The sequence below is a fragment of the Pseudomonas sp. LS1212 genome (assembly GCF_024741815.1).
Classification (GTDB): domain Bacteria; phylum Pseudomonadota; class Gammaproteobacteria; order Pseudomonadales; family Pseudomonadaceae; genus Aquipseudomonas.
This window is the reverse complement of record NZ_CP102951.1, coordinates 360,753-372,705: the sequence shown is the minus strand read 5'-3', so window position 1 is coordinate 372,705 and position 11,953 is coordinate 360,753. Positions and strand designations below refer to the sequence as shown.

Genomic DNA, 11,953 nt, shown 5'->3' with positions numbered 1-11,953 from the left:
CAGGATCGAACTCGGTTTCGGAGTCAAAGATGAGAGACTGGCTGGACGAGATCAACTGGAACAGCGACGGCCTTGTCCCGGCCATCGCCCAGGACCACAAGACCGGGCGCGTATTGATGATGGCCTGGATGAACCGCGAAGCGCTGAGCCTGACCGCCGCCGAGAACCGCGCCATCTACTGGTCGCGCTCGCGTGGCAAGCTATGGCGCAAGGGCGAGGAGTCCGGCCATGTACAGAAACTGCATGAGATGCGCCTGGACTGCGACGCCGACGTGATCATTCTGATGGTCGAACAGATCGGCCATATCGCTTGCCATACTGGCCGCGAGAGCTGCTTCTATCGCGTCCATGAGAACGGCGAATGGAAAACCGTCGACCCGGTGCTCAAGGATCCGCACGCAATTTATCAGGCAGGACATTGAAATGACTGACACCCTGAGCCGCCTGGCCGAAGTGCTGGAATCGCGCAAAGGCGCCGCTGCCGACAGCTCGTACGTCGCCAGCCTGTACCACAAGGGCCTGAACAAGATTCTGGAGAAGGTCGGCGAAGAGTCGGTCGAGACCATCATCGCCGCCAAGGATGCCGCCGTCAGCGGCGACTGCAGCGATGTCATCTATGAAACCGCCGACCTGTGGTTCCATAGCCTGGTCATGCTCGCCGCCCTCGGTCAGCACCCGCAGGCCGTGCTCGATGAACTGGATCGCCGTTTCGGCCTTTCCGGTCATGCCGAAAAGGCCGCGCGCCAACCGTCCGCTTAACTCACAATCAGAAGGAGCAGCATCATGGGTATTTTTGACTGGAAACACTGGGTCGTCATCCTGGTTGTCGTGCTACTGGTGTTCGGTACCAAGAAACTGAAAAACCTCGGCACCGATGTCGGCGAATCGATCAAGGGCTTTCGCAAGGCCATGAACGACGAAGAAAAGCCCGAGGAACCACCGGTACAGCCGACCACGGCCCAACCCCAGGCCACTGCGCCGCTGAACCAGCCGCACACCATTGACGGCCAGGCCCATAAAGTCGAAGAGCCCATCAGGAAAGACTGATAAATGTTCGGGATCAGCTTCAGTGAACTGCTGCTCGTCGGCCTGGTTGCCCTGCTGGTGCTTGGCCCCGAGCGTCTGCCGGGCGCTGCGCGCACGGCGGGCCTGTGGATTGGCCGTTTGAAGCGCAGCTTCAACTCGATCAAGCAGGAAGTGGAGCGCGAAATCGGTGCCGACGAAATCCGTCGGCAATTGCACAATGAGCACATCCTTTCGCTGGAAAAGGAAGCCCAGAGGATTATCAATCCGCAGTCGGTAGCCCCCCAAGAGCCGGCAACGCCTGAAGTGGCCCAGCCGGTCGCCACTGGCGAGCCTGCCTTGCCGCGAGAACCTGCGCCCGCGCCAGCCACCCATGCCGCGCCTTCCTCCCACGACACGCCACTGCCACCGCGAGCCTCATGAGCGATATCCCGGAAAACGACCAGCAAATGCCGCTGGTTTCGCACCTGACTGAACTGCGTACTCGCCTGCTGCGCTGTGTAGCGGCCATCTTCCTGATCTTCCTCGGGTTGTTCTCCTTCGCTCAGCAGATCTACACCCTGGTCTCAGCACCGCTTCGTGCGAGCTTGCCGGCCGGTGCGACGATGATCGCCACCGATGTGGCGTCGCCGTTCCTGACGCCGTTCAAGCTGACCATGATGGTCTCCTTCTTCCTGGCGATCCCGCTGATCCTGCATCAGATCTGGGGCTTCATTGCGCCGGGCCTGTACAAGCATGAAAAACGCATCGCCATGCCATTGCTGGTTTCGAGCATCTTTTTGTTCTACGCCGGAATGGCGTTCGCCTACTTCCTGGTGTTCCCGCTGGTCTTCCATTTTTTTGCCATGTCGACGCCCGAAGGCGTCTCGATGATGACCGACATCGCCAATTACCTGGACTTCATCATGACGCTGTTCTTCGCCTTCGGCGTGGCGTTCGAGATACCGGTGGCCGTGGTCCTGCTGGTGTGGATCGGAGTAGTCGATGTCAAATACCTGAAGAAAATCCGCCCGTACGTGGTCATTGGCTGCTTCGTCGTCGGCATGATCCTGACCCCGCCGGACATCTTCTCGCAGACCCTGCTGGCCATCCCCATGTGGCTGCTGTTCGAGGTTGGCATACTGTTTGGTGGCCTGATCAGGAAACGCGGCGAGCACGACGAAGACTCATCGGCCGGCAACGACAGCAACGACCAGCCGCCAGCGACCCAACCGTGAACCTGCTGCTACTGGAACAGGCCGACTTCGTTGCGGCCGACCGGGTAATCCTGCGCGACCGTCGCTTTACTCACATGCAGGAAGTCCACCGCTGCGAGGTGGGCGACAGCATGCGCGTTGGTCAGCTGGGGGGCTTGATGGGGCGCGCGCAAGTGCTGCGCCTGGAAGGCCATGAGGCAGAACTGCACGTCAGCCTCGACCAGCCTCCACCCGCCAAGCTGCCCTTGACCCTGGTACTGGCCTTGCCTCGGCCGAAAATGCTGCGCAGGGTCCTGCAGACCATCGCCGCCATGGGCGTGCCGAAGCTGGTACTGGTCAACAGCTACCGGGTGGAAAAAAGCTTCTGGCAAACGCCGTTCCTGGAGCCCGAGGCGCTTCGTGAACAACTGGTACTTGGCCTGGAACAGGCGCGCGACAGCATCTTGCCCGAAGTGATCATCGAAAAGCGCTTCAAACCCTTCGTCGAAGACCGCCTGCCGGCCATCGCCGCAGACACCCTGGGCCTGGTCGGCCATCCCGGCGACTACCCGGCCTGCCCTCGCGGGCTCAACCAGCCGGTGACCCTGGCAATCGGCCCGGAAGGCGGCTGGATCCCCTACGAGGTCGACCTGCTGGCCAAGGCCGGGTTGCAACCGGTGCAGCTGGGGGAGCGCATCCTGCGGGTCGAGACGGCGGTGCCTGCTTTGCTTGCGCGGTTGTTTTGATTTGGTAGTTCAGTGTTGTCTGCAAGGGCCTCATCGCTGGCAAGCGGAACGCCGCCCGGCCCTCTCCCACAAGGATTGCGAGTAACCCTGTGGGAGCTGGCTTGCCAGCGATCGACTCGGAGTCGCGCCCGACCGTAGCGGTCGCAACCCCGATTACAACACCTGCCGCAAAAACGCCTGCGCCCGCAAATCCTTCGGCGAAGCGAAGAACTCTTCAGGCGGCGAGTCTTCCAGCAATTTGCCGTGATCGAAGAAAAGCACCCGGTTGGCCACTTCACGGGCAAAGCCCATTTCGTGCGTCACGCAAACCATGGTCATGCCTTCCAGCGCCAGGGTTTTCATCACGTCCAGCACTTCGCCGACCATTTCCGGGTCCAGCGCCGAGGTGGGTTCATCGAACAGCATGACCTTGGGGTCCATCGCCAGCGCCCGGGCAATAGCCACGCGCTGCTGCTGGCCACCGGACAGGCGTGAGGGGTACTCATTGGCCTTCTGGCCGATGCCGACCTTCTCCAGCAACATCCTGGCCTTGGCCTCGCGCTCTGCTTTACCGCGCTTGCGCACGACCTTCTGGGCCAGGCACAGATTCTCCAGCACTGTCATGTGCGGGAACAGGTTGAAATGCTGGAAGACCATACCGACTTCGCGGCGGTAGGCGTTGACGTCAGTCTTGGGGTCAGCCAGTTGCAGACCGTCAATGCTTACAGTGCCTTCGTCGAAAGCTTCCAGGCCATTGAGGCAGCGCAGGAACGTCGACTTGCCCGACCCCGAGGGGCCGACCACTACCAATACTTCGCCCTTGGCCACGTCCGTGCTGACATGGTCGACCGCACGGACAACCTGACCACGGGTGTCGAAGACTTTTACCAGATCGCGGACTTCAATCACTTTGCGCGAGCCTCCGTTCGAGCCGGCTGGCGAAATGCGACAGCGGCAGGTTGATAAGCAGGTACAGGCCGGCGACACAGAACCAGATCTCGAACGTCGAGAACGACGTGGTGATGGCTTCCCGGCCGCTCTTGGTCAGTTCGGTGATGGCAATGACCGACACCAGCGAGGTGTCCTTGACCAGGCTGATGAACTGCCCGGCCAGCGGCGGCAATACGCGCTTGAACGCCTGCGGCAGCACCACGTGGCGCATCGACTGGCCGGCACTCAGGCCCAGCGAGCGCGCCGCCTCACCCTGGCCCCGGGCGATCGACTGGACCCCGGCGCGGACGATCTCGGCAACATACGCCCCGGTAAACAACGCCAGCGCCGCCACACCCGCAAACTCGCGGGACAGGTTCAGCACCGTACCGATAAAGAAGTAAAAGATGAAAATCTGCACCAGCAAGGGGGTGCCACGCACCAGCTCGACATACACCGTCGACAGGTCGCGCAGAGTCGGATTGGCGGACAACCGGCAGAGGCCCGCCACCAGGCCGATCAACAGCCCCAGCACCCCTGATGCCAGGGAAATCCACACCGTGGTCCAAAGCCCCCAGGCCAGCGGCCCAGCGGCCCAATGGCGGGTGACGCCGATCTGGTCGCCTTCGGCGACTTCATCGCCCTTGGTCAGGAGCAGGCTGTCGTGCTCGACGTCAAGTACCTGCTCGCCACCCTCCTCGTCACGCAGCGTCACCCGGGCCATATCGCCTTGCCGGGTGATGGCTTCGACCTTGCCGTAGGCTGCCGCGCGTTGCGCTTCTTCAGCATGGTAGGCGAAGTATTGGGGTACGCGGTTCCAGCGCCACTCGTAGGAAATCATCGAGGTCGCGTAATAGAGGCTGCAGGCCAGGCCGATCAGGGCCAGCGCCGTCAACCCGTGCCAGGGCCACTGGGCTTTCTTGTGTTTGATCACAGGTGTGTTCCGTAAAAGCGAACGCGCAGGACAGGCCTGCGCGTCGGGTTTCAAGCCAGGATAAACGCCGCGGCGTTATTCCATATCCTTGAGCCAGGCGGTGTCTTTGAACCACTTGTCATGAATACGATCGTAACTGCCGTCTGCACGCGCCTGATGCAGGAAGTTGTTGATCCAGTTGATGCTGTCGTAGTCGCCTTTCTTCAGGCCGAACGCCAAGGGCTCGTAGGTGAACGGCTTTTCGAGGAACAACAGCTTGCCGTTGCCGACCTTGTTCACTGCCACGACGTTGTACGGGGCATCGTAGATGAAGGCATCGGCCTTGCCGTTGACTACATCCATGACCGCTTCCTGCTCGTTGTCATAGCCGTGGTACTGGGCTTTGGCAATCAGCTTCCTGGCGACCATTTCACCGGTGGTGCCAACTTTCGAGGTAATGCGGTATTCGGCCGCGTTCAGATCCTTGTAGGACTTGACCTTGTCCGCCAGCTCCTTGCGAATCAGCAGGGTTTGCCCGACGACGATGAAGGGTTCGCTGAAGTTCAGACGCAGGTTGCGCTCCTGGGTCAGGGTCATGCCGCTGCCGATCATGTCGAACTTGTCGGTCAGCAGGGCCGGGATGATGCCGTCGTAACTGGTGGAAACCAGTTCCAGCTTGACGCCCATGGCCTTGGCCATGGCCTTGAGCAGGTCGACTTCGAAGCCAATGATTTCACCGCGCTTGTTGGTCATCTCGAATGGCATGTAGGTCGGGTCCATGCCCACCCGCAAGGTGCCGCGCTTAACCGCATCATCGATCGCGCCAGCCTGGGCCGCACTGACCCCCACCCACGCCGAGACGCCCAGCAGCAACATCGACAGATACTTCTTCATCATCACCAAGTCCCCTGGCAAAAAGCTCATGTTTTATTGTGGGTGCGCATCCCCGGCAAACCCGGCGTAAACGTCAGACGCACCGATACGGGGTGCGATGCTAACGCACTCGCGGAGCAGTACAAGGGCTGAACGAGACTTTGTTACGAGTTGAAAACAGAAAAGCGGTCAATTCCGCGTAGGAAAGGACCGCTTTTGTGTGTCGCATCCTTGAGCGTATCACTCAAGGGCGCAGTTTTCAGGCGTTCGCCAGGGAGGCCTGCAGCGCAACCGGCTCAGGATGCAGAGGCAGCAGTGGCGCATGCGGATCTGCCTTGATCGATTCCCGCCAGGCGTTCAACCACGCCTCATGCCGCTCGCTCCACACCAGCGCATGCAGCCGTGCCAGCGCGACAGGGTCGCTCAGCAGGGCCAGGCGCGTCGCGCCGTCGAGTTGAAGCGGGCCTGCCTCCAACGCCTGCCGTACACGCTCGGCGCGGAACCGTTCCACAGGCTCGGCCTGTGTGTGGCGGGCCGTCGCCAGGGCGCAGGCCAGCGCGTTCTGCTGCGGGTCGACCACAGCGCGAACAAAACCGTCGTGCAGCGCGTGCCAGCGGTTCTCGTGGGTGTACTGATCGGTCGCCAGCAGCTCGTGCGGCGTGGAGTACTCCTCGGGAATCAGGAACAGGCTCTCGTCCTTGGCACGCAGGCCCAGGTTTACCCGGCTGGAGATCACCGACACCGGGATCGACAGCATCAAGGAACCGACGATCGGCGCCAGCCACCACAGGAAGCTCGGGTTCAGTGCTGCCACCAACAATGCCCAGGCCGCGCCCAATAGGGTTTGCGGGCCGTGACGGCGGGCCGCTTCGCCCCAGGATGTCGAATCGTCGTCACGCTGCGGCGAGTTCCAGGTCGCGGCCCAGCCCAGGAATGCGGCGAGGACGAAACGGGTGTGGAACAGCATGCGTACCGGTGCCAGCAACATCGAAAACAGCGTTTCCAGCAGCATCGACACGGTGACCTTGAAGCGACCGCCGTACTCTTTCGCGCCCTTGGCCAGGATCAGAATCACACTGAGCAGCTTAGGCAGGAACAGCAGCACGATCGTCGTCGAGAACAACGCGATGGCCTTGTCCGGGTGCCATTGCGGCCACAGCGGATAGAGCTGGCGGGGTTCCAGGAAGTACTGCGGCTCCATCAACGTGTTGACCGCCAGCAGCGCCGTCGACAACACCAGGAAGAAGAACCACAGCGGCGCCGACAGGTAGGACATCACGCCGGTCAGGAACACCGCACGGTGTACCGGGTGCATGCCCTTGACCAGGAACAGCCGGAAGTTCATCAGGTTGCCGTGGCACCAGCGGCGGTCGCGCTTGAGCTCGTCGAGCAGGTTGGGCGGCAGTTCTTCGTAGCTGCCTGGCAGGTCGTAGGCGATCCACACGCCCCAACCTGCACGGCGCATCAGTGCCGCTTCAACGAAGTCGTGGGAAAGAATCGCGCCGGCGAACGCACCTTTACCGGGCAGCGGCGCCAGGGCGCAGTGCTCGATGAACGGTTTCATCCGGATGATTGCGTTATGGCCCCAGTAGTGGGACTCACCCAGCTGCCAGAAGTGCAGGCCAGCAGTGAACAGCGGCCCATAGACCCGGGTCGCGTACTGTTGCATGCGTGCATAGAGGGTATCCATGCCCGAAGCCCTGGGCGCGGTCTGGATGATCCCGGCATCCGGGGTCGCTTCCATCAGGCGGACCAGGCTGGTCAGACATTCGCCGCTCATGACGCTGTCGGCATCGAGCACCACCATATAGCGGTAGTCGCTGCCCCAGCGACGGCAGAAGTCGTCGAGGTTGCCGCTCTTGCGCTTTACCCGACGACGACGGCGACGGTAGAAGATCCGGCCAAAGCCTTTGGCTTCACGGCAGACTTCCAGCCATGCCTGCTGTTCGGCCACGGCGATGTCGGTGTCGTTGGTATCGCTGAGCACGAAGAAGTCGAAGCGGTCCAGGTCACCGGTGGCCGCAACCGACTCGAACGTCGCGCGCAGGCCGGCGAATACCCGGGGCACGTCTTCGTTGCAGATCGGCATGACGATGGCGGTGCGTGCCTCGGCGCTGATCGGCTCGTTGCCGGCGCTTTTACCGGAAATGCGGTATTTGTCGCGCCCGGTCAGCAACTCGAGGAAGCCCATCAAGGCCGTCCAGAAGCCTGCCGAAACCCAGCAGAACAGGATCCCGAACAGAATCAGAATGCTGGTCTGCAGGGCATAGGGCAGTACCTGTTGGGCCGTTTGCAGCAATGGCTGATGGATGACCTCGTCGAGATCGACGAACGACCAGCCCTGGTACGGCATGATGCCTTTCATGTACCAGCCGGCGACGATGGTCTGGCCGAGCATCAGGGCCAGAAGGATATAGCGACGCACCGACCCGACCCAGCGCCAGCGTGCCGCCGGCAGCTCGCGCTTGTCACGCTTGGCCGGTGCGGGCGGATTTTTACGCCCGGTCAGGCGACGCCAACCGCGCACCAGGATGTTGGTGCGCCATGGCTCGGGGATCACCCGGGTACGGTGGATCGGCGGTGCCGCCTTCAACCGGACCCGACCACTGGCGTCGAGGTCAAGCATTTCGGCCTCTTCCAGCTCGGCCGCACTGTTGAGTGTCAGGCGACGTCCCACCGAAGCCTGTACCGCTTCGGCATCATCGCTGACAGGCTGTGCAGATAAACGCTCATGCAGCTCGCTAAAGGATTTGCAACGCGCCAGATCGGCGCGTTGCTCCTCGCTCAAGGGCAGATGTGCCAGGTACTCACGCAGAGACTCTGGCCGTGCTGGGGAATTACTCATCGGCGGACAACTGATAGCTCCAGGTCTCGGTCAGGACCTGTTCGGTCTTGGCCGGCACCTCGGTGGTTGGCGTAGCCGCGGCAGCTGGCTGCTCGGTCGGCTTCTCGGTATTCTCGGTCTTGGCCGCGACTGTCTTGGCAGCAGCCTTGTCCTGCTTGGCCGGGGCCGCTGGCTTGGCGGTTTCGACCGGTGGCGGCAGGTCCTTGACCAGGGCAGCGCGCATTTCAACCGACTTGCTCGGATCCTTGACCTTCAGCCGCAGCGTCAGGCGCCAGCCCTTGGTTTCAGGGTTGTAGCGCAGGTTGTTTTCGACCAGCTCGGCGTTGTCACCAACGCTGACCTGGCTGCGCACCGCGGTATCCTCTGGCAGCGCCTTGAGTACCGGACCTTCGAAGTCGACCAGGAAGGCAACGCTGCCATCCGGCTGACGAATCAGGTTGGACTGCTTGACGTCACCGGTCGAACGCAAGGTTTGCTTGACCCAGCCGAGTTCCTTGGGGTGCAGCTCGTCTTCATCCATAGTCCAGTGTAGGCGGTAGGCGTACTCGAACATCTGACCAGGCTCCGGCAGTTTTTCCGGGCTCCAGAAAGCAACGATATTGTCGTTGGTTTCGTCGGCAGTCGGAATTTCAACCAGATCAACGGTGCCCTTGCCCCAATCGCCCTTCGGTTCGATCCAGGCGCTCGGACGCAGGTCATAGCGATCATCGAGGTCTTCGAAGCGGCCGAAATCACGGTTGCGCTGCAGCAGGCCAAAACCACGCGGGTTTTCCACGGTGAAGTTGCTGACAGCCAGGTGTTTAGGGTTGTTCAGCGGGCGCCAGATCCACTCGCCATTGCCGGCGTGGATCGACAGGCCTTCGGAGTCATGCAACTCGTGACGGTAGTTGAGCATCTTCGACGGCTGGTTGGTGCCGAACAGGAACATGCTGGTCAGCGGGGCGATACCCAGGCGGCTGACGTGGTCACGCAGGAAAACCCTGGATTTGACATCGACGATGGCGTCCTTGCCCGGGCGCAGGATTATTTTGTAGGCACCGGTGGAGCGCGGCGAGTCGAGCAGCGCATAGATCACCAGATGCTTGTCCTCAGGCTTCGGACGCTCGACCCAGAACTCGGTAAAACGCGGAAACTCTTCACCGGACGGCAGGGCGGTATCGATTGCCAGGCCACGGGCCGACAGGCCATAGACCTGGCCCTTGCCGATGACGCGGAAATAGCTCGCGCCCAGCAGGGTCAGGATTTCATCCTGCTTGTCGGCCTTGTTGATCGGGTACAACACCCGGAAGCCCGCATAACCGAGCTGTTCGGTCGCCTTGGGGTCGAACTTCAGGTCGCCGAAGTCGAAGCGGCTCGGGTCGTACTTGATCTCGTCGACCGAGTTGGCGGTGACTTCGTTGATTTTGACCGGCGTGTCGAAATGCATGCCCTGATGGTAGAAGGACAGCTTGAACGGGGTCTTGTCCTTGGCCCACTCGGCCTTTTCTTCGAGAAAGCGAATTTTCTGGTAGTCCGCGAATTTCATGTCGCGGAATTCACCTGGCAAATTGCTTTTCGGTGCCTCGTATTTCTGAGCGGCGAGCTCTTTCGCCTTGGCCGTCACATCGTCAAGGCTGAACGCCCAGAGCTGGCCGGCGCCGAACATGCAAATCAGCGCGGACCCCGCCAACAGGGCGCTACGCAACCGCTTGCCGGGTGTTCTTGGTGCATTACAGGAACTAACAATCACGAGCAACCCTCGCCGAAAACAGATCAGAAAACCAACGGCCAGCTATCGTTTGCCGGGTTGGCGAGCATTGTTCCGACTCCGAAAGGGCACAATGATTCCCCAAACGGTAGCGAACAAGTCTCAAGTCAGGACAAAACGGACCGACGAACGTCGATCCACGTAGCGCGCGATTATCTAGCAGGGCGCGTTACAACGCATCAGGGGGACTGAAGTATTTATGCTACAAACCCCCGGTTTTACCTGCAAACGGGCGATTTTAGCACTTATATTTGTAACAGAAATGTTACCGGGCCATCATTGACCAGATGCACCTGCATGTCCGCGCCAAATTCCCCACTCGCGACGTGGCCATGCAAAGCTCGCGCCTGAGCCAAAAGGTAGTCGAATAATTCGGCACCCAGCGCCGGTGGCGCCGCCGTCGAGAAGCTCGGGCGCAACCCGTTCTGGGTATCGGCGGCCAGGGTGAACTGGGAAACCAGCAGCAAACCGCCGCCGATATCCTTGAGCGAACGGTTCATCTTGCCCTGTTCATCACTGAACACCCGGTAATTGAGCAGCTTGTGCAACAACTTGTCGGCATGGGCCCGGGTATCCCCGGGCTCGACTGCCACCAGCACCAACAGGCCCTGGTCGACAGCCCCGACTATTTCGCCCGCCACTTCGACTCGCGCGCCACGCACGCGCTGCAGCAGGCCCTTCATGCTTCTTCGAGCGGCAGGTCGAGCAAACGCCGGGCCATCTGGTCCGCAGCGCGGACCAGTGCGTCGGTGATGCCAGGCTCGGAAGCCGCATGGCCGGCATCGCGGATCACCTTCAGCTCACTGTTGGGCCAGGCCTGATGCAGCTCCCAGGCATTGTCCAGGGGGCAGATCACGTCATAGCGGCCATGCACGATCACCGCCGGCAGATGGGCGATTTTCGGCATGTCGCGAATCAGCTGGTCGGACTGCAGGAAGGCGTTGTTGACGAAGTAGTGGCACTCGATCCGGGCAATCGACAAGGCGCGCTGCGGCTCGGAGAAGCGGTCAACCACCAACGGGTTGGGCCGCAGGGTCGCTGTGCGGCCCTCCCAGGTCGACCAGGCCTTGGCCGCGTGCATCTGGGCAATCTGATCGTTACCGATCAGGCGCCTGTGGAAGGCCTTGACCAGGTCGCCACGCTCGTCTGCCGGAATCGGGGCGATGTAGTCCTGCCAGTAATCGGGGAACATCCGGCTGGCGCCCTCCTGGTAGAACCACTCGATCTCCTGCGGCCGGCACAGGAAGATGCCACGCAGAATCAGGCCATGCACCCGCTCCGGGTGACTCTGGGCATAGGCCAGCGCCAGGGTCGAACCCCAGGAACCGCCGAACAGCAGCCACTTTTCAATGCCCAGGTGTTTGCGAATCCGTTCCAGGTCCTCGATCAGGTGCCAGGTGGTGTTGTTCTCAAGGCTCGCATGAGGGGTCGAACGGCCGCAGCCCCGCTGATCGAACGTAATGATGCGATACAGGTTCGGGTCGAAGTAGCAACGACTCTGCGCATCGCAGCCAGCCCCCGGGCCACCATGAATGAACACCACGGGCAGACCTTCGGGCGATCCACTCTCATCGACATACAGCACATGCGGCTCTTCCACGGCCAGATCGTGCCGGGCGTAAGGTTTGATCTGCGGGTACAAAGTCTGCATTGCACGCTCCGTAGGGGGTCGGGTCATCCCTTTTGGGACTTCTTATGTATTGCCGTCCGGCATCATAAACC

At 61.3% G+C, this 11,953-nt stretch carries 13 protein-coding genes; 6 read left to right on the top strand and 7 right to left on the bottom strand.

What is annotated here, in order from left to right; all coding sequences use genetic code 11:
* Positions 1–29: 29 nt before the first annotated feature.
* Genes hisI through NVV94_RS01780 form a run of 6 tightly spaced genes read left to right on the top strand, consistent with a single transcriptional unit; the run spans position 30 to position 2,944 of the window.
* The gene (hisI, locus tag NVV94_RS01805) at positions 30–422 is read left to right on the top strand and encodes a phosphoribosyl-AMP cyclohydrolase (protein ID WP_258445557.1); all 393 of its coding nucleotides are present in this window, start codon (positions 30–32) and stop codon (positions 420–422) included.
* A 1-nt stretch (position 423) separates the two neighbouring features.
* The gene (locus NVV94_RS01800; RefSeq protein WP_258445556.1) at positions 424–759 is read left to right on the top strand and encodes a phosphoribosyl-ATP diphosphatase; all 336 of its coding nucleotides are present in this window, start codon (positions 424–426) and stop codon (positions 757–759) included.
* Between the two features lie 24 nt (positions 760–783).
* On the top strand, positions 784–1,047 hold the full coding sequence (locus NVV94_RS01795; protein ID WP_258445555.1) for a twin-arginine translocase TatA/TatE family subunit: 264 nt from the start codon (positions 784–786) through the stop codon (positions 1,045–1,047).
* 3 nt (positions 1,048–1,050) lie between these two features.
* Entirely contained in the window at positions 1,051–1,446 is a 396-nt protein-coding gene (gene tatB, locus NVV94_RS01790) for a Sec-independent protein translocase protein TatB (protein ID WP_258445554.1), read from the top strand.
* Positions 1,443–2,240, top strand: coding sequence for a twin-arginine translocase subunit TatC (gene tatC / locus NVV94_RS01785; protein ID WP_258445553.1), 798 nt, complete (start codon positions 1,443–1,445; stop codon positions 2,238–2,240). Before tatB ends, tatC begins: the two co-directional genes overlap by 4 nt.
* A complete protein-coding gene (locus NVV94_RS01780; protein ID WP_258445552.1) occupies positions 2,237–2,944 on the top strand; it encodes a 16S rRNA (uracil(1498)-N(3))-methyltransferase in 708 nt (235 codons plus the stop codon). The genes tatC and NVV94_RS01780 overlap by 4 nt, the downstream gene beginning before the upstream one ends.
* 153 nt (positions 2,945–3,097) lie before the next feature.
* Here the strand turns inward: NVV94_RS01780 and NVV94_RS01775 are convergent, their stop codons facing one another.
* The 7 genes from NVV94_RS01775 to pip all read right to left on the bottom strand — a co-directional run bounded on the left by NVV94_RS01775 (position 3,098) and on the right by pip (position 11,882).
* Entirely contained in the window at positions 3,098–3,832 is a 735-nt protein-coding gene (locus NVV94_RS01775; RefSeq protein WP_258445551.1) for an amino acid ABC transporter ATP-binding protein, read from the bottom strand.
* Positions 3,825–4,787, bottom strand: coding sequence for an amino acid ABC transporter permease (locus NVV94_RS01770; RefSeq protein ID WP_258445550.1), 963 nt, complete (start codon positions 4,785–4,787; stop codon positions 3,825–3,827). Before NVV94_RS01770 ends, NVV94_RS01775 begins: the two co-directional genes overlap by 8 nt.
* Before the next feature lie 75 nt (positions 4,788–4,862).
* A complete protein-coding gene (locus NVV94_RS01765) occupies positions 4,863–5,660 on the bottom strand; it encodes a transporter substrate-binding domain-containing protein (protein ID WP_258447598.1) in 798 nt (265 codons plus the stop codon).
* A gap of 238 nt (positions 5,661–5,898) precedes the next feature.
* On the bottom strand, positions 5,899–8,484 hold the full coding sequence (gene mdoH / locus NVV94_RS01760; RefSeq protein WP_258445549.1) for a glucans biosynthesis glucosyltransferase MdoH: 2,586 nt from the start codon (positions 8,482–8,484) through the stop codon (positions 5,899–5,901).
* Positions 8,477–10,213 (bottom strand): glucan biosynthesis protein G, encoded by a 1,737-nt coding sequence (locus NVV94_RS01755; protein ID WP_309304277.1) that lies wholly within the window; start codon positions 10,211–10,213, stop codon positions 8,477–8,479. The genes mdoH and NVV94_RS01755 overlap by 8 nt, the downstream gene beginning before the upstream one ends.
* Before the next feature lie 263 nt (positions 10,214–10,476).
* Positions 10,477–10,914: a D-aminoacyl-tRNA deacylase gene (dtd, locus tag NVV94_RS01750; RefSeq protein ID WP_258445548.1), complete on the bottom strand. Its 438-nt coding sequence runs from the start codon at positions 10,912–10,914 to the stop codon at positions 10,477–10,479.
* A complete protein-coding gene (gene pip / locus NVV94_RS01745; protein ID WP_258445547.1) occupies positions 10,911–11,882 on the bottom strand; it encodes a prolyl aminopeptidase in 972 nt (323 codons plus the stop codon). Before pip ends, dtd begins: the two co-directional genes overlap by 4 nt.
* Positions 11,883–11,953: the final 71 nt, after the last annotated feature.

Excerpts from the sequence above, each read along its gene's own strand:
- mdoH (WP_258445549.1), bottom strand. The coding sequence starts at position 8,484 with ATGAGTAATTCCCCAGCACGGCCAGAGTCTCTGCGTGAGTACCTGGCA.
- hisI (WP_258445557.1), top strand. The coding sequence starts at position 30 with ATGAGAGACTGGCTGGACGAGATCAACTGGAACAGCGACGGCCTTGTC.
- NVV94_RS01800 (WP_258445556.1), top strand. The coding sequence starts at position 424 with ATGACTGACACCCTGAGCCGCCTGGCCGAAGTGCTGGAATCGCGCAAA.
- NVV94_RS01795 (WP_258445555.1), top strand. The coding sequence starts at position 784 with ATGGGTATTTTTGACTGGAAACACTGGGTCGTCATCCTGGTTGTCGTG.
- pip (WP_258445547.1), bottom strand. The coding sequence starts at position 11,882 with ATGCAGACTTTGTACCCGCAGATCAAACCTTACGCCCGGCACGATCTG.
- tatB (WP_258445554.1), top strand. The coding sequence starts at position 1,051 with ATGTTCGGGATCAGCTTCAGTGAACTGCTGCTCGTCGGCCTGGTTGCC.
- dtd (WP_258445548.1), bottom strand. The coding sequence starts at position 10,914 with ATGAAGGGCCTGCTGCAGCGCGTGCGTGGCGCGCGAGTCGAAGTGGCG.
- tatC (WP_258445553.1), top strand. The coding sequence starts at position 1,443 with ATGAGCGATATCCCGGAAAACGACCAGCAAATGCCGCTGGTTTCGCAC.
- NVV94_RS01765 (WP_258447598.1), bottom strand. The coding sequence starts at position 5,660 with ATGAAGAAGTATCTGTCGATGTTGCTGCTGGGCGTCTCGGCGTGGGTG.